This is a genomic window from Aeromicrobium sp. CF3.5, assembly GCF_051262695.1.
In the GTDB taxonomy this organism is placed as follows: domain Bacteria; phylum Actinomycetota; class Actinomycetes; order Propionibacteriales; family Nocardioidaceae; genus Aeromicrobium.
The window spans coordinates 427,121-446,782 of sequence record NZ_JBIMEZ010000002.1 but is presented as its reverse complement, the minus strand read 5'-3'; the positions used below and the strand labels follow the sequence as shown (position 1 = coordinate 446,782).

25 protein-coding genes and 3 tRNA genes are annotated in these 19,662 nt (G+C 67.4%); 25 read left to right on the top strand and 3 right to left on the bottom strand.

Going from position 1 to position 19,662, the window contains the following annotated elements; translation table 11 throughout:
* The first annotated feature begins 34 nt into the window (after window positions 1–34).
* From ACHAA3_RS05815 to ACHAA3_RS05785, 7 genes are all read left to right on the top strand, one after another.
* Entirely contained in the window at window positions 35–844 is an 810-nt protein-coding gene (locus ACHAA3_RS05815; RefSeq protein ID WP_435708001.1) for an acetoacetate decarboxylase family protein, read from the top strand.
* A gap of 75 nt (window positions 845–919) precedes the next feature.
* The gene (locus tag ACHAA3_RS05810; RefSeq protein ID WP_435708000.1) at window positions 920–2,419 is read left to right on the top strand and encodes an aldehyde dehydrogenase; all 1,500 of its coding nucleotides are present in this window, start codon (window positions 920–922) and stop codon (window positions 2,417–2,419) included.
* Window positions 2,412–3,371 (top strand): catechol 1,2-dioxygenase, encoded by a 960-nt coding sequence (locus ACHAA3_RS05805; protein ID WP_435707999.1) that lies wholly within the window; start codon window positions 2,412–2,414, stop codon window positions 3,369–3,371. The genes ACHAA3_RS05810 and ACHAA3_RS05805 overlap by 8 nt, the downstream gene beginning before the upstream one ends.
* A complete protein-coding gene (locus ACHAA3_RS05800) occupies window positions 3,368–4,222 on the top strand; it encodes a fumarylacetoacetate hydrolase family protein (RefSeq protein WP_435707998.1) in 855 nt (284 codons plus the stop codon). The genes ACHAA3_RS05805 and ACHAA3_RS05800 overlap by 4 nt, the downstream gene beginning before the upstream one ends.
* Window positions 4,219–4,437: a ferredoxin gene (locus ACHAA3_RS05795; RefSeq protein WP_435707997.1), complete on the top strand. Its 219-nt coding sequence runs from the start codon at window positions 4,219–4,221 to the stop codon at window positions 4,435–4,437. The genes ACHAA3_RS05800 and ACHAA3_RS05795 overlap by 4 nt, the downstream gene beginning before the upstream one ends.
* 3 nt (window positions 4,438–4,440) lie before the next feature.
* Complete coding sequence (locus ACHAA3_RS05790) at window positions 4,441–5,676, top strand: NAD(P)/FAD-dependent oxidoreductase (RefSeq protein WP_435707996.1); 1,236 nt, start codon at window positions 4,441–4,443, stop codon at window positions 5,674–5,676.
* Between the two features lie 26 nt (window positions 5,677–5,702).
* Entirely contained in the window at window positions 5,703–6,242 is a 540-nt protein-coding gene (locus ACHAA3_RS05785) for a MarR family winged helix-turn-helix transcriptional regulator (RefSeq protein ID WP_435707995.1), read from the top strand.
* A gap of 5 nt (window positions 6,243–6,247) precedes the next feature.
* Here the strand turns inward: ACHAA3_RS05785 and ACHAA3_RS05780 are convergent, their stop codons facing one another.
* Window positions 6,248–6,982, bottom strand: a complete 735-nt coding sequence (locus ACHAA3_RS05780) for a gamma-glutamyl-gamma-aminobutyrate hydrolase family protein (RefSeq protein WP_435707994.1) — start codon at window positions 6,980–6,982, stop codon at window positions 6,248–6,250.
* 137 nt (window positions 6,983–7,119) lie between these two features.
* On the opposite strand from ACHAA3_RS05780, the gene ACHAA3_RS05775 reads away from it, so the two are divergent.
* The 7 genes from ACHAA3_RS05775 (at window position 7,120) to ACHAA3_RS05745 (ending at window position 10,347) form a co-directional block, all read left to right on the top strand.
* Entirely contained in the window at window positions 7,120–8,142 is a 1,023-nt protein-coding gene (locus ACHAA3_RS05775; RefSeq protein WP_435707993.1) for a quinone-dependent dihydroorotate dehydrogenase, read from the top strand.
* A 32-nt stretch (window positions 8,143–8,174) separates the two neighbouring features.
* A complete protein-coding gene (locus tag ACHAA3_RS05770; RefSeq protein WP_435707992.1) occupies window positions 8,175–8,423 on the top strand; it encodes a type II toxin-antitoxin system Phd/YefM family antitoxin in 249 nt (82 codons plus the stop codon).
* Entirely contained in the window at window positions 8,410–8,793 is a 384-nt protein-coding gene (locus ACHAA3_RS05765) for a type II toxin-antitoxin system VapC family toxin (RefSeq protein ID WP_435707991.1), read from the top strand. Before ACHAA3_RS05770 ends, ACHAA3_RS05765 begins: the two co-directional genes overlap by 14 nt.
* A 62-nt stretch (window positions 8,794–8,855) precedes the next feature.
* Window positions 8,856–8,928 (top strand) — tRNA-Thr (locus tag ACHAA3_RS05760).
* 30 nt (window positions 8,929–8,958) lie between these two features.
* Window positions 8,959–9,032: transfer RNA gene (locus ACHAA3_RS05755), tRNA-Met, on the top strand.
* A 30-nt stretch (window positions 9,033–9,062) separates the two neighbouring features.
* The gene (gene rpmG / locus ACHAA3_RS05750) at window positions 9,063–9,233 is read left to right on the top strand and encodes a 50S ribosomal protein L33 (RefSeq protein ID WP_435707990.1); all 171 of its coding nucleotides are present in this window, start codon (window positions 9,063–9,065) and stop codon (window positions 9,231–9,233) included.
* A 94-nt stretch (window positions 9,234–9,327) separates the two neighbouring features.
* Window positions 9,328–10,347 (top strand): UDP-N-acetylmuramate dehydrogenase, encoded by a 1,020-nt coding sequence (locus ACHAA3_RS05745; RefSeq protein WP_435707989.1) that lies wholly within the window; start codon window positions 9,328–9,330, stop codon window positions 10,345–10,347.
* A gap of 25 nt (window positions 10,348–10,372) precedes the next feature.
* Here the strand turns inward: ACHAA3_RS05745 and ACHAA3_RS05740 are convergent, their stop codons facing one another.
* Window positions 10,373–10,747 (bottom strand): DUF4190 domain-containing protein, encoded by a 375-nt coding sequence (locus tag ACHAA3_RS05740; protein ID WP_435707988.1) that lies wholly within the window; start codon window positions 10,745–10,747, stop codon window positions 10,373–10,375.
* A complete protein-coding gene (locus ACHAA3_RS05735) occupies window positions 10,744–11,814 on the bottom strand; it encodes an adenosine deaminase (protein WP_435707987.1) in 1,071 nt (356 codons plus the stop codon). The genes ACHAA3_RS05740 and ACHAA3_RS05735 overlap by 4 nt, the downstream gene beginning before the upstream one ends.
* A 147-nt stretch (window positions 11,815–11,961) precedes the next feature.
* On the opposite strand from ACHAA3_RS05735, the gene ACHAA3_RS05730 reads away from it, so the two are divergent.
* From ACHAA3_RS05730 to ACHAA3_RS05680, 11 genes are all read left to right on the top strand, one after another.
* Window positions 11,962–12,034 (top strand) — tRNA-Trp (locus ACHAA3_RS05730).
* 102 nt (window positions 12,035–12,136) lie between these two features.
* Entirely contained in the window at window positions 12,137–12,355 is a 219-nt protein-coding gene (gene secE, locus ACHAA3_RS05725) for a preprotein translocase subunit SecE (protein WP_435707986.1), read from the top strand.
* 65 nt (window positions 12,356–12,420) lie between these two features.
* Entirely contained in the window at window positions 12,421–13,278 is an 858-nt protein-coding gene (gene nusG, locus ACHAA3_RS05720; protein WP_435707985.1) for a transcription termination/antitermination protein NusG, read from the top strand.
* A gap of 52 nt (window positions 13,279–13,330) precedes the next feature.
* Entirely contained in the window at window positions 13,331–13,759 is a 429-nt protein-coding gene (rplK, locus tag ACHAA3_RS05715; RefSeq protein ID WP_435707984.1) for a 50S ribosomal protein L11, read from the top strand.
* Window positions 13,760–13,865: 106 nt separating this feature from the next.
* On the top strand, window positions 13,866–14,582 hold the full coding sequence (gene rplA, locus ACHAA3_RS05710) for a 50S ribosomal protein L1 (protein WP_435707983.1): 717 nt from the start codon (window positions 13,866–13,868) through the stop codon (window positions 14,580–14,582).
* 71 nt (window positions 14,583–14,653) lie between these two features.
* The gene (locus ACHAA3_RS05705; protein WP_435707982.1) at window positions 14,654–15,424 is read left to right on the top strand and encodes a hypothetical protein; all 771 of its coding nucleotides are present in this window, start codon (window positions 14,654–14,656) and stop codon (window positions 15,422–15,424) included.
* Window positions 15,425–15,664: 240 nt separating this feature from the next.
* Complete coding sequence (gene rplJ, locus ACHAA3_RS05700; RefSeq protein ID WP_435707981.1) at window positions 15,665–16,327, top strand: 50S ribosomal protein L10; 663 nt, start codon at window positions 15,665–15,667, stop codon at window positions 16,325–16,327.
* Between the two features lie 53 nt (window positions 16,328–16,380).
* The gene (gene rplL / locus ACHAA3_RS05695) at window positions 16,381–16,770 is read left to right on the top strand and encodes a 50S ribosomal protein L7/L12 (RefSeq protein ID WP_435707980.1); all 390 of its coding nucleotides are present in this window, start codon (window positions 16,381–16,383) and stop codon (window positions 16,768–16,770) included.
* A 281-nt stretch (window positions 16,771–17,051) separates the two neighbouring features.
* Entirely contained in the window at window positions 17,052–18,005 is a 954-nt protein-coding gene (locus tag ACHAA3_RS05690; RefSeq protein ID WP_435708222.1) for an ABC transporter ATP-binding protein, read from the top strand.
* 85 nt (window positions 18,006–18,090) lie between these two features.
* Entirely contained in the window at window positions 18,091–18,810 is a 720-nt protein-coding gene (locus tag ACHAA3_RS05685) for an MlaE family ABC transporter permease (protein WP_435708221.1), read from the top strand.
* A 3-nt stretch (window positions 18,811–18,813) separates the two neighbouring features.
* Window positions 18,814–19,659, top strand: coding sequence for an MlaE family ABC transporter permease (locus ACHAA3_RS05680; RefSeq protein WP_435707979.1), 846 nt, complete (start codon window positions 18,814–18,816; stop codon window positions 19,657–19,659).
* Window positions 19,660–19,662 lie beyond the last annotated feature (3 nt).

Below are 19,662 nucleotides of genomic sequence, written 5' to 3'. Positions count from 1 at the left end.
GTAAGGATCCAAACAATTGGACCAGGAGTTCTGCATGCCTCAGGACCACCACCAGCACGGCTTTCTCTATCCGCGCACCCCGCTCGGCAAGGCCGCGCTCATTCCGAAGCCGCCGTGGCACTACTCCGGTGACCTGTTGACCGTGGAGTACCGGACCGACCCCGCCCGTGTCGAGGCGTTGCTGCCGGCGCCGCTGTCCCTGGCCGAGGAGGATCCCGGTGCCGTGGCGCTGATCTGGGCCGACTGGCAGTCCTGCTCGTCGTCTCGCGAGGAGCTGCTCGACCCGATCCGGGCGCAGTACAAGGAGGCCTTCGTCGTCGTTCGCTGCTCGTACCAGGGGCAGACCTTCTCCCGGTGCGTCTACATCTGGGTCGACAAGGACTTCGCGATCGGGCGCGGACTGCACCAGGGCTATCCCAAGAAGCTCGGTTCCATGTGGCAGACGCGCCCCCACCCGTTCGCCCAGGCGGCACCTCAGATCGCGCCGGGCGGCGTGTTCGGTGCCACGCTGGCGGCCGGCGACCGGCGCATCGCCGACGCGGTCCTCACGCTGACCGGCGAGTCGGACACCAATGGCTTCGTCAATGGCCACCCGATGGCTCACCACCGGATCTACCCCGGCATCGAGTCGGGCGCGCCGGACGCGTACTCCGAGCTGATCTCGTCGGGCGCGAGCTCCTTCGAGGGGGGACAGTCCTGGGTCGGCGACGTCGACCTGCGGCTGTACGAATCGCCCACCGAGGAGCTCGCCGAGCTCGAGGTCGAGGAGATCGTGGGCGGCTACTACCGCCAGATCGGCGTGGTGTGGGACGGGGGAACATCGCTGGAGCGACTCGCTCCCTGACGACCTGATCGCTGCTTGACCCTCTGCGACCCGCACTATACGTTTGGATCCGAACGATCCGATCTGGAGGAGCCGATGAACGTCACCCACATCGCTGGCATCGACGTGCGGACCGACCACTGGATCGGAGGCCAGCGCGTGTCGTCGCCCGGCACCTTCGAGGACGTCTCACCGATCGACGGCACCGTCATCGCCCAGATCGCGCGCGGTGGTGCCGACGAGGCCGCGCAGGCCGTGCGCGCCGCGCAGGAGGCGTTCCCCGGGTGGTCGGCCACGTCGAAGGCCGAACGGGCTCGGGTGCTGCACGCGATCGCCGATGGCGTCGAGCGCCGCATCGAGGATCTCGCGATCGTCGAGACCACCGACAACGGAGCGCTCATCCGTTCACACCGTCGAGGTGTGATGCCGCGGGTCGCGCACAACTTCCGCTTCTTCGCCGACTACTTGACCGAGAGCCTCGTGCACGAGGACTTCGAGACCCGCGGCCACCGCAATCACGTCACGTGGGATCCGGCGGGCGTCTGCGTGCTCATCTCGCCGTGGAACGCTCCGCTGATGCTCGCCACCTGGAAGGTCGCGCCCGCCCTGGCCGCGGGCAACACGGTCGTGCTGAAGCCCTCGGAGTTCTCGCCGCTGACGGCATCCCTGCTAGCCGACATCGCCGCTGAGGCTGGCCTTCCCGATGGCGTGCTCAACGTCGTGCAGGGGCTGGGTCCCGAGGTGGGGGCGGCGCTGGTCGCCGACCCGGGCGTCGCTCGCATCTCGTTCACCGGATCGGTGCCCACCGCGAAGTCGATCGCCGCGGCTGCCGCCGCGAATCTCACCCCGGTCTCCTTCGAGCTCGGTGGCAAGTCCCCGTTCGTGGTGTTCGCCGACGCCGACCTCGACCTCGCGGTCCAGAATGCAGTGGAGCAGTACGACAACGCGGGCCAGGTCTGTCTGTCGGGCACCCGGCTGCTCGTCGAGGAGCCGATCCGGCAAGCCTTCATCGACCTGTTCGTCGAGCGTGCCTCGGCCCTGAGACAGGGAGATCCGCGCGACGAGACCACCGACATCGGGCCATCGATCCACGCGGCGCACCTCGCGAAGGTCGACGGATTCGTCCAACGGGCTCGCGACGAGGGCGGCACCGTCGTGCTCGGCGGTGAGCCCAATGCCGAGACGAGCCGCGACCTCGGCGGCCCCTACTACCGCCCCACCCTGTTCGTCGACACGGATCCGAGCTCGGAGATCTCCACGGAGGAGATCTTCGGACCGGTCCTGGTGCTGCACACGTTCAATGGCGAGGACGAGGCCGTCCAGCAGGCCAACGGCTCGGAGTTCGGACTGGCCGCCATGGTGTTCACCGGCGACGCCGACCGCGCTGCGCGGGTGGCCGACCAGCTGGTCGCGGGCACCGTGTGGGTCAACTGCTTCTTCGTGCGGGACCTGCGAGCGCCGTTCGGTGGATCGCGCATGTCCGGAATCGGCCGCGAGGGTGGCACCTGGTCGTTCGACTTCTTCTGCGACCTCAAGAACACCGTGACATCACCGCACGGATGGACCCGAACGGACGGAGCTGAAGATCATGGGTGAGATCGTCGGTGCGGGTCTGCTCGCGCACGTGCCCACCATCGTGCTGCCCGAGTCGGTGCGCCGTGAGATCAACGGCGGCGAGGACTCCACCCTCGTCAGCGGCCTGCACGAGCTGCGCCGCGAGGTGTTCGACACCCTCGACTACGACACCGTCGTGGTGCTGGACTCGCACTGGGCCACGACGGTCGAGTTCGTCGTGACCGCGCAGGAACGCCGCTCGGGTGTGTTCACCTCCGAGGAGCTGCCCCGTGGCATGGAGACCCGGCCGTACGACTTCGCCGGCGACCCGGACCTGGCCCACGCGATCGCCGCCGAGGCCTCGGCCCAGGGCACCTGGATCACCGCGATCACCGACGACCACCTGCCGATCTTCTACGCCACGACCAACATGTGGGAGTTCCTCGGACAGGGACTGCCGGACAAGCGGTGGATCTCGATCGGGGTCTGCCAGACCGCCGACATGGAGGACAACCTGCGCCTCGGTCGTGCCCTGGCTCGCGGTGTCGCTGCCACGGATCGCAAGGTGCTGCTGATCGCTTCCGGTGCACTCAGCCACACCTTCTGGCCGCTGCGTCAGATCCGTGACCACGAGGCCGCCGACCCCAGCCACATCTTCACTCCCGAGGCCCACGCAGCCGACCTGCAGCGCCTCCAGTGGTTCGCGGCAGGAGACCACGCCCAGGTCCTGGACACGATGCCGGAGTTCTACCGGTTCAAGCCCGAAGCCCGGTTCGGCCACTACCTGATGATGATGGGCGCACTCGGCGAGCAGGACTGCACCGCGACGGGCCGACAGTTCGGCGAGTACGAGAACTCCGTGGGCACCGGCCAGGTGCACGTGTGGTTCGACCGGCCCGAGGGCGGCTTCGCGCCCGCCCGCCAGACCGACACCAGCCAGGACGGATTCACCGCGACGCCGTCCTCACCCATGCAGGGAGAACCCGTCCGATGACCGAGCACCGCCGCATCCTGCTCCACGGAGCCGTCGTCGACGTCGTGCGTGAGGGCGACACCCTGCGCGCAGCAGACGGCCGCACCGTCGCGATCGACGACGCGATCCACCTGCCGCCCGTCGTGCCCTCCAAGATCGTCGCGGTGCACCTGAACTACCGCAGCCGCGTCGAGGAGTTCGGCACCACGCTGCCGAGCGCACCGACCTACTTCCACAAGCCCACCTCGGCGCTGAACTCGCACCGCGGCGAGGTCGTGCGGCCCGAGGGCTGCAAGTGGCTCAACTACGAGGGCGAGATCGCCATCGTCATCGGTCGCACCGCCCGCAACATCAGCCCGGCCGAGGCCGGCGAGCACATCGCCGGCTACACCGTGGCCAACGACTACGGCCTGCACGACTTCCGCGACACCGACGCCGGCTCGATGCTGCGGGTCAAGGGCTCGGACACCCTGTGTCCGCTCGGTCCGGGCCTGGTCGATGACTGGGACTTCCACGACAAGCGCATCCGCACCACCGTCAACGGCGAGGTCCGGCAAGACAGCACGACTGCCGAGATGGAGTGGGACATGCACTACCTGGTGGCCGACATCGCGCGCACCATCACGCTGCACCCCGGCGACGTCCTCCTGTCGGGCACGCCCGCGACCTCCCGCACCGTCTACCCCGGCGACGTCGTCGAGGTGGAGGTCGAGGGCCTGGGCACCCTCACGAACCACATCGTGTCGGGACCCACCCCCATCCGCACCGACGTCGGCGCCCAGGTCACCGAGACCGACGAAGTGCTGTCGACCGCGCAGGGCGGAGACTGGCCCAAGCGGGAACTGATCAAGGAACAGAGGAAGAACTCATGAAGGTGATCGTCGATCTCACGCAGTGCGCTGACCACGGTCAGTGCGTCTTCTCGGCTCCGGAGGTCTTCTCGCTCGACGACGACGGAAAGCTCGCATTCCGCGCCCAGACCGATGGGGACACCTACATCTCCGGCGACCTCGACGAGTCGATGCGCGATGACGTCGAGGAGGCGGCCGACGTCTGCCCGCTGCAAGCCATCGAGATCGAGGACTGAGCCGTGCCTCCTGCCGACGGAGTCGGGGTGCCGGAGGTCGGGAGTGCCGGGCGTGTGGTCGTGGTGGGCGCCTCCATGGGAGGCCTTCGTGCGGCGGAGGCCGTGGTCAAGGCCGGCTACACCGGTGAGGTGCTCGTGCTCGGCGACGAGCCTCGCATGCCGTACAACCGTCCGCCGCTGTCCAAGGACGCGCTCAGGGGCGGACTCGACGAGGCCCGGCTCGAGTTCCGTGTCCCACGGGGTGCGGCCGACGTCCAGTGGCGTCTGAGCACCCGCGTCGCCTCGTGCGACCTGGCGGCGCGCACCGTGACCACCGCCGGGGGAGAGGTCGTGGACTGGGACGGCCTGGTCGTCGCGACCGGACTCCGCGCCCGCCGCGTCGAGCTGCAAGGACCCGAGGACGGACGTCACGTCATCCGCACCCTCGACGACGCCGTTCGCCTGCGCGAGGCGCTGATCGAGGTTGGGCGGATCGTCATCGTCGGCGCGGGCTTCATCGGTTGCGAGGTCGCCGCCACCGCTCGTGCGCTCGGTGTCGAGGTCGATGTCGTCGCTCCCGAGCAGGTCCCCATGCAGCGCCCGCTGCGCCGCGAGGTCGGAGCCGCGCTGCAGCGTCGGCACGAGCGTGAAGGGGTGCGGTTCCACCTCGAGACCGTGCCGATCGGCTTCGGCGGCACGGACCGGGTGACCTCGGTCGAGCTGGCCAACGGCACGGTGCTGCCGGCCGACCTGGTGGTCGAGGCGGTGGGCTGCGAGCCCGAGACCGAGTGGCTCGAGGGCAACGATCTGGATCTGCGCGACGGTCTGCTGTGCGACAACTCGATGCGGGTCGAGGGGCGCCCCGACGTGGTGGCGTGTGGCGACATCGCCCGGTTCCCCAACCTGCTCGTCGATGAGGTGCCCCGCCGCGTGGAGCATTGGACGATGGTCACCGACACCGCCCGCAAGGCCGGTCGGACGCTGGGTCGACACCTCGCGGGCGCGGCCCACGATCCCGCCATCGACGACGTCGACTTCGCTCCGGTCCCCTCGTTCTGGAGCGACCAGTACGACCTGCGCATCCAGTCGTTCGGCTCGGTGGGCGTGGGTGAGCGCGTCGAGGTTCTCGAGGGCGATCTCGACGGTGAGGTCGCGGTGGGCTACTTCAGGGCCGGCTCGGGCGCCGACGAGCTGGTCGGCGTCGTGATGATCGGCCTGGGTGGCCGGCACAAGCACTATCGCGACCTCGTCTCAGACTGATTGGACTCATCGGGGAGGATCTGGCCATGACCGGCTTTCACACGTTGCAGCAGACCGAGGAGGCCGTCCACTCCAAGATCGAGGACCTCCAGGTCGACTTCGCCGCCATGGCGGCGGTGTCGAACCTCTATCGGGCGGCGTCCTCGATCCGCAACCATCTCGAGCAGTCCGTGCTGCGTGGGGTCGACCTGACGTGGACCGGATTCGTGGTCCTGTGGGTCGTGTGGATCTGGGACGAGCTCGAGAGTCGTCACGTGGCGGCCGAGGCCGGCATCACCAAGGGGACGCTGACCGGTGTCGCGCAGACCCTGATCAATCGCGGGCTCCTGGTCAGGACCGTTCCCGAGCACGACCGCCGGCGCACTCTCCTGTCGTTGACCGAGGACGGCCAGGCTCTGATGCAGAGGCTCTTTCCGGCCTTCAACGGTGAGGAACGTTTCGTCACCGAGGCGTTGTCCGCCGACGAGGTCACCGCGCTGGGCGGCTCGTTGCACCGCTTGGTCGAGCACCTCGAGGCCGGCGGCACGGATCGCCGCAACGCCAACCGGGATGCCGAGACGTCCTAGCGGCCCTAGCGGTTCGGGCTCTCGCGCGACCTGAACTGCGCGGCGGCCACGACATGAGCCGCGAACAGGGCCGCCTGGGCCCCATCAGTCGCAGCGGTGTCCTCGGGATGCCACTGCAGCCCGAGGAACCAGCCTGGCGACTGCGAGAGCTCGACGGCCTCGGTGGTGCCGTCCTCGGCCCAGGCCACCGGCGTCATCGTCTCGCCGAGCCGCCTCAGACTCTGGTGGTGGAAGCAGGAGACCTCGACACGCGCTCCGATCGCGGCGTGCAGGAGGCTGCCGGCCTGGGTGGTGACCGGGTGCGTGAGGTCGCGGTGGTGGCCGGTCGACTCGGACATGTCCTGCACGAGGTCGCCGCCGCGAGCCACGTTGACCACCTGCAGCCCGCGGCAGATGGCGAGCAACGGGATGCCAGAGACGAGCGCGTGGCGGGCCACGGCGAGATCGAACTCGTCCTGCTCGACGTCGACGTCGTAGAGCGTGGGGTGCGAGGCCTGAGCAGTCCATCGCGCATCGAGGTCGCCGCCGCCGGGCAGCACGATGCCGTCCGCGAACTCCAGCCGCTGGGCCACCTGGTCGTCGACGTCGGCGCCGCCGGTCGGGTGGACGGCGAGGGGCTCACCGCCCGCTGCGAGCACCGCCGTCATCAACGTGCGCGGGAGGACGTCGGCCCGATAGCGCAGGGCCGAGGCGGACTCGGAGAAGCGTGCGGGGATCGCGATCAGAGGACGGCGCGCCATCGAGGTCCTCCCGGTCGTGTGGAAACGTCGTGGGGTCGATCATGATTCGGCACGACCGACTCCGTGGCATTGTCGTTTGGTTCCAAACTGTATCGGAAGGATGTGGCTGAGCTCCATCGTCTCGGTAGTCTGCGACGGTGGTCTATCGCGCATTCTTCGACACGGTCTTTGCTGGCATGGACCCCGAACGGGCCCACGAGCGGGCGTTCGCGGCGATCCGGGCGGCAGGTTTCGCAGCTCCGCTGCTGACCTCGCCGCGCATGGGTGGGACCCGGGCTCCCCGCACGGTGATGGGCATCGAGTTCCCGCACGCCTTCGGGTTGGCGGCCGGTTTCGACAAGAATGCTGCGGCGGTCCCGGGGTTGCTGGCCCTGGGCTTCGGGCATGTCGAGGTGGGCACCGTGACGGCCCGGGCGCAGCCGGGCAACCCGCGTCCCCGCCTGTTCCGCCTGGTCGAGGACGAGGCGATCATCAACCGCATGGGTTTCAACAACGTGGGAGCGGCCGAGGTCGCCTCGCGCCTTCACCGTCTGCGGGCCACCCCATCGGGACGCGATGCGGTGATCGGCGTCAACATCGGCAAGACCAAGGTGACTCCACCCGAGGACGCCGTGTCCGACTACGTCGAGAGCGCTCGCCTGCTGGCGCCGTTCGCGTCGTACCTGGTGGTCAACGTCTCCAGTCCCAACACGCCGGGCCTGCGTGACCTGCAGGCCGTCGACCAGCTCGGTCCCATCCTGTCCGCGGTGCAGGGCGTCAGCGGTGGTGTGCCGGTCGTCGTCAAGATCGCCCCCGACCTCGCCGATGACGACATCGACGCGGTGGCCGACCTCGCCCTGCAGGTCGGTCTGGCTGGCATCAGCGCCACCAACACGACGATCGCCCGACCCGACTCGCTGCGCGCCGCTCGCAGCAACATCGACGCGGTCGGTGCAGGGGGGCTGTCCGGTCCCGTCCTGCACGACCGAGCCGTCGAGGTGCTGGTGCGGCTGCGAGAGCGGGTGGGCGACCGGATGGCGCTGATCGGGGTCGGTGGGGTCGTCACCCCCGGGGACGTCCGGGCTCGCCTGGCAGCGGGCGCCGACCTCGTCCAGGCGTACACCGGATTTGTCTATGGCGGGCCGACCTGGCCGCGCCGGCTCGCCGCTGCAGCCGGTTGACCAAGCTTAGTCTGGTCGCCTACAGTCTGATCATGACCACCGTCAACATTCATGAGGCGAAGACGCATCTGTCGCGGCTGCTCGAACAGGTCCGGGCCGGAGAGCGCGTCATCATCTCCAAGGCCGGTGTGCCAGTGGCCGAGCTGACTCCATACGCCGGGGCCGACCTGGTGTTCGGAACCCTGAGTGGGCGCATCGAGCTCGATGACGACGCGTTCGTGCGGGCCGATGCCGAGGTGGCCGCGCTCTTCGGTGACATCGGCGTCGATGTACCTCGCTGACACCCACGTGGTCCTGTGGTGGTTCGCCGGTTCGGACCGCCTCGGGTCCGCGGCCGCACAGGCTCTACGGTCGGCGGGCCAGGCGCACTACTCGGCCGCCAGCATCATGGAGATCACCATCAAAGCCATGCTCGGCAAGGTCGCCGTTCCAGATGACTTCGGGGAGCACGTCGCCACCAGCGGCTGGATCGAAGTTCCCGTGCGCGCATCCCACGCCGCTGCCATGGCTCGATTCCCGGACCTGGCGCGACATGACCCGTTCGATCGCATCTTGCTGGCACAGGCCGAGACCGAGGGTCTCGCATTGCTCACCGCAGACCAGCGGTTGCTCGAAACGGGGCACTCGTGGATCGTGGACGCCACCGTGTGAGAGCGCGCCGAACCCCCGATTTCGCTTCACCGTTCGCACCCTGTATCTTTGGCTGTCGGCTTGCCCCCTTAGCTCAGTCGGTAGAGCGCTTCCATGGTAAGGAAGAGGTCTTCGGTTCGATTCCGTAAGGGGGCTCTGGGAGACGAGGGCAGTCTCGTCTCTCGTGGCGGGGTAGCTCAGTTGGTCAGAGCGCACGACTCATAATCGTGAGGTCGCGGGTTCGAGCCCCGCTCCCGCTACAACACCACCGATCCAAGAAGAGGCACCCCGTGGCCAGCAAGAGCTCAGACGTTCGTCCCAAGATCACCTTGGCCTGCACCGAGTGCAAGGAGCGCAACTACATCACCAAGAAGAACCGTCGCAACGATCCCGATCGTCTCGACATCAAGAAGTTCTGCCCGCGCTGCAAGGTGCACCAGACGCACCGCGAGACGCGCTGACCTCAGCACCTCGTTCGATGACCCCCGTGAGCCGCTGCTCCGGGGGTCTTCGCACGTCTGCCCGGCCTGATGGTCGACTGCTAGCGTCGGCGCCGTGAATCTCGCCGATCTGACGACGCTGCGCCTCGGGGGGCCTGCCGGGCAGTTCCTGGTCGCCGACTCCGAGTCGCGACTTCTCGACGTCGTCCGGCTCAACGACCAGTCCGGCGACGGGCTCCTGCTGGTCGCCGGTGGCAGCAACCTCGTCGTGGCCGACGAGGGGTTTCCCGGAACCGTGGTCCACATCGTCACCCGCGGGGTCGAGGTGGAGGTCGACGACTGCAGCGGCGCCACGGTGACCGTGGCGGCGGGAGAGTCGTGGGACGGCCTGGTCGCACGTGCCGTGGCCGAGGGCTGGGTCGGCCTCGAGGCGCTGTCCGGCATCCCCGGTTCCGTCGGTGCCACCCCGATCCAGAACGTGGGTGCCTACGGCCAGGAGGTGGCCGACACCATCGCCTCGGTGCGGGTCTACGACCGGTACGAGGCTGCGGTGCGGACCTTCGCCGCCGCCGACTGCGGCTTCAGCTATCGCGACAGCCGGTTCAAGGCCGAGCCGGGGCGCTACGTGGTGCTGAGCGTGACCTTTGCCCTGCGGCTGGGAAACCTGGGCGCACCGGTGGTCTATGCCGAGCTGGCCCGCCGGCTCGGCGTCGAGATCGGTCAGCGTGCCCCTCTGGCCCAGGTGCGCGACGCGGTGCTCGCGCTGCGTCGCGGCAAGGCGATGGTGCTGGACCCCGAGGACCATGACACCTGGAGCGCAGGCTCGTTCTTCACCAATCCCATCCTCACGGTCGATCAGGCCGCTGCCCTTCCGTCCGAGGCGCCGAGATTCGAGCAGTCCGATGGTTCGGTCAAGACCAGTGCCGCCTGGCTGATCGACCACGCTGGATTCGCCAAGGGCTACGCGGGGACTTCCGTCTCGTTGTCGACCCGGCACGTGCTCGCACTGACCAATCGGGGAGGAGCCAGCACGTCGGACCTGCTGGCGCTGGCTCGTGAGGTGCGCGATGGCGTCGAGTTGGCCTTCGGCATCCGGCTGGTCAATGAGCCGGTGCTCGTCGGTTGCGCGTTCTGACCTGGTCGCACGGGCCTGGTGCCCTCTAGGTCGGGTAGCCGCTGTCAAAGCCGCTGACGATCGCCAGGCCGCCGATCACCACCAGCAGGAGCAGCATCGCGAGCGCCAGCAGGCCGGTGCCGATGATCCCGAGGATGAAGCCGGCCTTGGCCGTACCGCGACCACTCCATCGGGTGGGCTCTCGATCGATGTCGCGCATCGCCGCAGCGCCGTAGTACCAGGCCAGAGGGCCCACGACGAGTGTCACGCCGACCACGAGGCCGCACACCGAGATGATCCCGAGGGCAAGGGCTGCGTTCGCCCGGGGATGCTGGGGGAGGTGGACCGGTGCCGGGTGCTGGTACCAACCCGGTGGTGGCGTGTCCGTGGGCGGGGCGGCCCACTGCTGCTGATCGCTCATGGGGCCATCATGCCGGGTTGACCGGTCTGCTCCTCGGTGGCGGACAGCCAGGCATCGACGGCGCGGGTCGATGTCGTCACCAGGTCCTCGGGAGCTGCCGACGCGCGAAGTGACATGCGAGCGAGCTCGGCGAGCTCGCCGTCACTCAGGTCCTGGGCCGCACGCAGCACGGCGTACTGGCCGGCGAGGCGCGATCCGAACAGCAGGGGGTCGTCGGCGCCGAGTGCGACGTCGATGCCGGCATCGATCAGGGTGCGCACCGGCACCTCGTCGAGGGTCGCATAGACGCCGAGCGAGACATTCGATGTGGGGCAGACCTCGAGGGCGACACCCGCCGCGGCGACCCGATCCAGGACACGTGGATCCTCGACGGCCCGTACGCCGTGTCCGAGCCGGTGGGCGTGCAGCGAGTCCAACGCGTGGGTCACGCTCGTGGGGCCGAGCAGCTCGCCAGCGTGGGGCACGAGGCGCAGCCCGGCGCGATCGGCGATGGTGAAGGCGGTCCCGAAGTCCGCGGTCGTGCCGCGACGTTCGTCGTTGGACAGGCCGAATCCGACGACGCCGCGACCGGCGTACTGGGCTGCGAGCCGGGCCAACGTGCGAGCATCCAGGGGGTGGCGGGTCCGGTTGGCGGCGATCACGACCCCCATGCCCAGACCGGTGGCGGCCGTGGCGTCGCGGACGGCATCGATGACGAGGTCGGTGAAGGCGCTGATGCCGCCGAACCGCGCGCCGTAGCCCGAGGGATCGACCTGGATCTCGGTCCACACCGAGCCGTCGCGCACGTCATCCTCGGCGGCCTCTCGCACGAGGCGGCGGATGTCGTCCTCGGTGCGCAGCACCGAGCGGGCGACGTCGTAGAGACGTTGGAAGCGGAACCAGCCCTTCTCGTCGGTGGCCACCAGCTGAGGCGGCCACTCCTCGACGAGGGCGTGGGGCAGGCCGATGCCGTCCCGCTCGGCGAGCTCGAGCAACGTGGTGTGTCGCATCGAGCCGGTGAAGTGCAGATGCAGGTGGGCCTTGGGGAGCGCGGCGATGTCACCCGCGCCGTTCTCGGTCAGCCTCATGCAGCGCATCCTGTCACCGGGGATTCTGCCGGTTCGACGCGGGCGCGGACGACCGCGTACACTTGACCGACCGGCGAATCTCAGGCTAGTTCGTCATGCCCGCACGCGGGCGCGACCCGACGGCCAGACTGAACCGGACAGCACCAAACGGCACTAGCTCAACTGGTAGAGCGTCGGTCTCCAAAACCGAAGGTTGGGGGTTCAAGTCCCTCGTGCCGTGCGAAGCACGGAGCAGCAGGACAGTGCCGTGCGAAGCACGGAGCAGCAGGACAGTGCCGTGCGAAGCATCGACCATCACCGAGAAGTACGACGAAGGAGAGCCGTGAGCGACAGCCACGAGGTGACCCGCAAGAGCGGCCGCACGTCGCCCGTCACCTTCTATCGCCAGGTGATTGCCGAGCTGCGCAAGGTCGTGTGGCCCACGCGTCCGCAGGTGGTCAACTACTTCTTCGTCGTCATGGTCTTCGTGCTGATCATGATGGCCATCGTCGCTGGTCTCGACTACGGGCTGGCGCGGCTGATGTTCTTGATCTTCGCCTGACCAGCGCACCGATCCATCGCACCAGATCTGAATTTTTTCCCATGACCCCAGAAGAGGATGTCGACGTGTCTGACACGACCACCGACCACACGGAGCAGTCCGAGACGGCCGAACCGGCCGAGTCCGACGCACCCGTCGTCGAGGACGCTGACGACGCTCCAGTCCAGGACGACCCGGCTCAGGACGACGCAGCCCCCGACGACGCTGTCGCCGATGAGGGTGCTTCTGATGAAGCAGGGTCTGAGGATGACGCCGCCTCTGAGGATGACGCCGCCGAGGAGTCGACCGAGGAGGCCGCCGCTCCCGATGTGCTGCAGGAGTTCAAGGACCGGCTCTACACGCAGTTCGGCGACTGGTACGTCGTGCACACCTACTCCGGCATGGAGAAGCGCGTCAAGTCCAATCTGGAGAACCGCGTCACCTCCCTGAACGCCGAGGACTACATCTTCGAGGTCGTCGTGCCGACCGAGGAGGTCGCCGAGATCAAGAACGGTCAGCGCAAGCTGGTCAAGCGCACCGTGCTGCCCGGTTACGTCCTGGTGCGCATGGACCTGACCGACGAGTCGTGGGGCGTCGTGCGCCACACCCCGTCGGTTACCGGCTTCGTGGGCAACTCGCACCAGCCGGTCCCGTTGAGCCTGGCCGAGGTCGAGAGCATGCTGGCTCCGGCCGTGGAGGCTGAGGTGGCTGTTGCGGCCGCCGCCGACTCGCCGGACCAGAAGCAGGCGGCTTCGTCGCCCAAGATCGAGTTCACCGACTTCGCGGTCAGCGACTCGGTCATGGTCGTCGATGGTCCGTTCGCCACCCTGCACGCGACCATCACCGAGATGAACGTGGACGCGCAGCGGGTCAAGGCACTCGTCGAGATCTTCGGTCGCGAGACCCCGGTCGAGCTCAGCTTCACCCAGATCCAGAAGGTCTGACCGGCCTCCTGCCCTCTGCACCGCCTCACACAACAATTAAGGAACCAATCGCATGCCCCCCAGGAAGAAAGTCGCTGCCATCGTCAAGGTGCAGCTGCAGGCCGGACAGGCCAACCCCGCTCCTCCCGTCGGTACCGCTCTCGGCCCGCACGGCGTCAACATCATGGAGTTCTGCAAGGCGTACAACGCCGCCACCGAGTCCATGCGTGGCAACGTCGTGCCCGTCGAGATCACGATCTTCGAGGACCGCACCTTCGCCTTCGTCACCAAGACGCCGCCCGCGGCCGAGATGATCAAGAAGGCTGCTGGCCTGCAGAAGGGTTCGGCCGTGCCGCACACCGACAAGGTCGGCAAGATCACCAAGGATCAGATTCGTGAGATCGCCACGACGAAGATGCCCGATCTGAACGCCAACGACATCGATCAGGCCATGAAGATCGTCGAAGGAACCGCCCGCTCCATGGGCGTCACGACCAGTTGATTCAGCTGATTCAGCTGATTCAGCACGTCACACCCGAACCACCAGTGGCAGGGCCAGCTGGGCCCGTTCGACCACGACTGGTCACATACAACCGAAGGAACCAGAGATGACACAGCACTCCAAGGCATACCGTCAGTCCGCCGAGAAGATCGACGCAGACTCCCTCTACGCCCCGTTGCAGGCCACCACGCTGGCCAAGGAATCGGGCAGCGCGAAGTACGACTCCACGGTCGACGTCTCGATGCGCCTGGGTGTCGACCCGCGCAAGGCCGACCAGATGGTGCGCGGCACCGTCAACCTGCCGCACGGCACCGGCAAGACGGCCCGCGTGCTCGTCTTCGCCACGGGCGCCAACGCCGACGCCGCTCGTGAGGCCGGCGCGGACGAGGTGGGCGCCGACGAGCTCGTCGAGCGGGTCAACGGCGGATGGCTCGACTTCGACGCCGTCGTCGCCACTCCGGACATGATGGGCAAGGTCGGCCGTCTGGGCCGCGTGCTCGGTCCGCGCAACCTGATGCCGAACCCCAAGACCGGCACGGTCACCGCCAACGTCGCCAAGGCCGTCGCGGACATCAAGGGCGGCAAGATCGAGTTCCGCGTCGATCGTCACGCCAACCTGCACTTCGTGATCGGCAAGGCGTCCTTCACCGCCGAGCAGCTCGCCGAGAACTACGGCGCCGCGTACGACGAGGTGCTGCGGCTCAAGCCGGCCAGCTCCAAGGGTCGTTACGTCAGCAAGATCGTGGTGTCCACGACTCAAGGTCCCGGCATCCCGGTCGACCCGAGCCGCGTGCGCAACTACTCGGCCGCCGACGACGCCTGACGCACCGTCGACCACGCCCCCATCCGTCCCGATCTCGGCGACGGGTGGGGGCGTCGTCGTATCCTCAGAGCATGCGTATCACCAGAGTCCTTCCCGTCCTCGCTGCCGCCACGTTGACCGTCGGTCTGATGGCCGGGTGTGGCCAGCAGAGCGCGTCGACCGACGTGCGTCCCGTGGCCGAGCTGACTGACGACTCCTTCGCCAGCACCGTCGCCTCTGCAGTCGCAGACGCGGGTTCCGCGCACGTGACGGCCGAGGGCACCGTGATGGGCATGCCGCTGGAGCTCGAGGGTGACGTCGCTGGCGGTGAGACGGCGGGAGATCTCGCGTTCGCTCTGGCCTCGCCCGATGGCGGCATCGACATCCGACTGGCCGATCAGGTCGTGTACGCCAAGGCGAACCCCTTCACCGGTGGTCAGTTCCTCAGCGTCGACCTGACCGACGCCGACGACCCGCTCGTGGAGCAGCTGGAGTCCATGAAGGACAAGGTCGACGTCCAGGGCCTGCTCGACGACCTCGAAGGAGCCATCTCGGTCGAGGCCACCGGTGACGAACCGCAGACCCTCGACGGAGTCGAGACGACGGCCTACGCCGTGACCGTCGACACCGCACAGCTGTCGACGTCGAGCGAGTCGCACCGATTGCCGGCGACCATCGAGCTGACCGTCCACGTGGGCGCTGACGACCTGCCGCGTCGGATCGGGATGGATGCTGCAGGAGCGCCGGTCACGATCGACTTCAGCGCGTGGGGCGAGCCGGTCGACATCGAAGCTCCCGCAGCGGACCAGATCTCCGAGCAGAACGCATCGGAGCTGGTGGGTGGCTTCCTCGGCACGAAGTGAGCGAAGCGAAACCGCCGATTTGGTCCGCTCCGGGGATCTGACCTAGTATCGGGGTACCGAAGACCGCTGGTAGTCGCTCCCCGGAGCGTCTCGAAGCGCCCGAGAGGGCGACCCGCGCAGGCTGCGTCAGATGCTTTCCGCGTCCCGTGCCCTGTGCATGGGACGTTTTTTCGTGTGCGGCGATCGGTCACAGATGTACAGCACAGATGTACTGACCACCACGTACGTGAAAGGAGACCCATGGCACGCCCGGACAAGGCAGCAGCCGTCGCCGAACTCGCAAGCAACTTCCGCGAGTCCAATGGCGCCGTGCTCACCGACTACCGCGGTCTCACCGTCAAGCAGCTGCAGGAACTGCGGCGCACGCTCGGTGAGAACGTCAGCTATGCCGTCGCCAAGAACACGCTGACCAAGCTTGCAGCCAGGGACGCGGGGGTCGAGCTCGACGAAGCTCTGCTCGTGGGTCCGACCGCCATCGCCTTCATCAACGGCGACGTGGTCGAGGCTGCGAAGGGTCTGCGCGACTTCGCGAAGGTGAACCCGCCTCTCATCATCAAGGGCGGCTACCTTGACGGTGCCACCCTCGGACCCGATGAGATCAACAAGCTGGCCGACCTCGAGTCGCGCGAGGTCCTCCTCGCCAAGCTCGCAGGTGGCATGAAGGCCAGCCTCTCGAACGCCGCGTCGTTGTTCAACGCCCCGCTGTCGCAGGCCGCCCGAGTCATGGGTGCACTGCAGGCGAAGGCCGAGACCGACCCGTCCGTCCTGGCCGCCGGGGAACCGGCCCAGAGCAACGCTGCTGACGCTTCCGCGCCAGCAGCCGAAGAAGCACCCGCCGAAGCATCTGCTGAGGCGACCGAGACCGAGGCACCTGCCGAGGTCGAGGCATCCACCGAGGGCTGAAGCCCGATTCACTCGGGGCCCCCTCGGGGCCTCACCATAGGAAGGACGCCACCATGGCGAAGCTCAGCACCAGCGACCTGATGGACGCTTTCAAGGAAATGACCCTCATCGAGCTCTCCGAGTTCGTGAAGGAGTTCGAGGACACGTTCGACGTCACCGCAGCTGCCCCCGTGGCCGCTGCTGCCGCTCCTGCGGCCGGTGCCGCAGCCGGCGGCGAAGAGGCTGCCGAGCAGGACGAGTTCGACGTCATCCTCGAGGCTGCCGGCGACAAGAAGATCCAGGTCATCAAGGAGGTCCGCACCCTCACCGGCCTGGGCCTCAAGGAGGCCAAGGACCTCGTCGAGGCGGCCCCCAAGGCCGTTGTCGAGAAGGCCAACAAGGAAGCTGCCGAGAAGGCCAAGGAGGCCCTCGAGGCCGCCGGCGCCAGCGTCAGCGTCAAGTAGTCAGTTCCACGCGTCACGGCAACCTCGGTTGCTGATTCGTGCGAGAGGCACCCGTCCCCGGTGGGGGCGGGTGCCTTTTTCGATCGACCCTGCACCTCGATGTGATGTGAGGTATGTTTCATCGGTCGTGTCATGGTTACTCGCCAGTCACTGCGCCGCCGGTGGCCGTAACGCCGTGGTCGGTGGTTCGTTGTAACTGTGGTTGGCATCACAAGCAGTTGGGTATGTTGAAGTTCCACCGGGGATTCCCGGGGGACCGGGGTGAGCAGGAGGGGCCCACCGTGGGTACAGAAGTCAAAGTCGAGGGACTGACCAAGAAGTTCGGTAGCTCGTTGATCTGGCAGGACGTCTCGCTGACGCTGCCGGCTGGCGAGATCTCGGTCATGCTCGGTCCGTCGGGTACCGGCAAGTCGGTGTTCCTCAAGACCCTCATCGGCTTGCTCAAGCCCAACGAGGGGCACGTGTGGATCGATGGCGTCGACATCGCCAACTGCAAGGAAAAAGAGCTCTACGAGGTGCGCAAGCTCTTCGGTGTGCTGTTCCAGGACGGCGCGATGTTCGGTTCCATGGACCTCTACGACAACGTGGCGTTCCCGTTGCGCGAGCACACCCGCAAGTCCGAGTCAGAGATCCGCAACGTGGTGATGGACAAGATGGAGCTCGTGGGTCTGGCCGGTGCGGAGAACAAGCTCCCCGGCGAGATCTCCGGAGGCATGCGCAAGCGCGCCGGTCTGGCGCGCGCTCTGGTGCTCGACCCCGAGATCCTGTTGATCGACGAGCCCGACTCCGGCCTCGATCCTGTGCGAACCTCGTACATCAACCAGCTGTTCATCGACCTGAACGCCCAGATCGATGCCACGTTCCTGATCGTGACCCACGACATCAACACGGCCCGCACCGTGCCGGACAACATCGGCCTGCTGTACCACAAGCACCTCGCCATGTTCGGTCCGCGCGAGATGCTGCTGACATCTGAGGAGCCGGTCGTCGCGCAGTTCCTGAACGCGCAGATGGTCGGCCCGATCGGCATGTCGGAGGAGAAGGACGCCGATGAGCTCGCGAGCGAGAAGGGCATCGCCATGCCAGCGCTTCCGCCGGTCGCGCTGCAGATCGAGCCGTCCGACGGCCGTCCGCGCAGCGGCGCCCGCGAGCCCGGCCAGTGGTGCCGCGAGAACGGCGTCACACCGCCCGACGGCTCGTTCAAGGCCGAAGCTCTCGTCGGTGGTGCCGCGTGAACCAGTCCACGATCGGGGCAGGTGACGTGTGAGCGCCACCAACATCGCCGCACCGGCCCGCGCCGCCGGTGGTCTGTTCGCCTTCATGCTCGACGTCGTCGGCGCGCTGTTCCGACGGCCGTTCCAGATCAAGGAATTCTTGATCCAGGCCTGGTTCATCGTCAAGGTGACCATCATCCCCACGGCCTTCGTGTCGATCCCGTTCGGTGCTGTCATCGCGCTGCAGGTGGGTGGACTCATCCAGCAGTTCGGTGCGCAGTCATTCACGGGCTCGGCAGCCGTGCTCGCGGTCGTCCGTGAGGCTGGCCCCATCGCCACGGCGCTGCTGATCGCCGGCGCTGCCGGCTCAGCCATCGCGGCCGACTTCGGTGCACGCAAGATTCGTGAAGAGCTCGACGCCATGATGGTGCTGGGTATCGACCCCATCCAGCGGCTGGTCGTTCCGCGCGTGCTCGCCACCATGCTCGTCGCGGTGTTCCTCAACGGTCTGGTCACCGTCGTCGGCGTGGCCGGCGGCTACGTGTTCAACGTGGTGCTCCAGGGCGGCACCCCAGGCGCCTATCTGGCCTCCTTCACCGCGCTGGCACAACTGCCAGATCTGTATCAAGGAATGGCCAAGGCACTGATCTTTGGCTTCATCGCCGCGATCGTGGCCTCCTACAAGGGCATGAACGCCAAGGGTGGCCCCAAGGGCGTCGGCGATGCGGTCAACGAGGCCGTCGTCATCACGTTCACGCTGCTGTTCATCGTCAACTTCTTCATCTCGGCGATCTACCTGCAGGTCGTCCCTCCGAAGGGGATGTGACCCATGGCTGAGAACAAGCTCGCGAAGCGCGTACAGAGTGCGTCCCAGGCGCCTGGCGAAACGCTCGACACCCTCGGCACGCAGATGCTGTTCTACATCCGCGTCATCAGATCGGTTCCGCGCACCATCAGGAGCTACAAGCGAGAGGTCTTCAGGCTTTTGGCCGAGGTCGCCCTCGGCTCGGGCTCCCTGGCCGTCATCGGCGGCACGGTCGGCGTCATCGCCGCCATGTGCTTCTTCACCGGGACCGAGGTCGGCATCCAGGGCTTCGCGGCTCTCGACCAGCTCGGTACCTCGGCGCTCACCGGATTCATCTCGGCCTACTTCAACACCCGCGAGATCGCGCCGATCGTCGCCGGCATCGCCCTGGCCGCCACGGTCGGCTGTGGTTTCACCGCTCAGCTCGGTGCCATGCGCATCAGCGAGGAGATCGACGCCCTCGAGGTCATGGCCATCCCGTCCATGCCCTTCCTGGTCACTACACGCGTGCTCGCGGGGCTCATCGCGGTGATCCCGCTGTACTTCGTGGGCCTGCTGTCCTCGTACTTCGCGACCAGACTCACCGTCACCCGCATCAACGGGCAGAGCACGGGAACCTACGATCATTACTTCACCACATTCCTGCCACCCACTGACGTCCTCTGGTCGTTCGCCAAGGTGCTGATCTTCGCCATCGTCGTCATCTTGATCCACTGCTACTACGGCTACTACGCCAGCGGCGGTCCCGCGGGCGTCGGCGTTGCGGTCGGTCTGGCCGTGCGCACCTCGATCGTCGCGATCACCGTGATCGACCTCCTCGCCTCCATGGCGATCTGGGGCACCAACGTCACCGTCAGATTGGCGGGCTGAGCC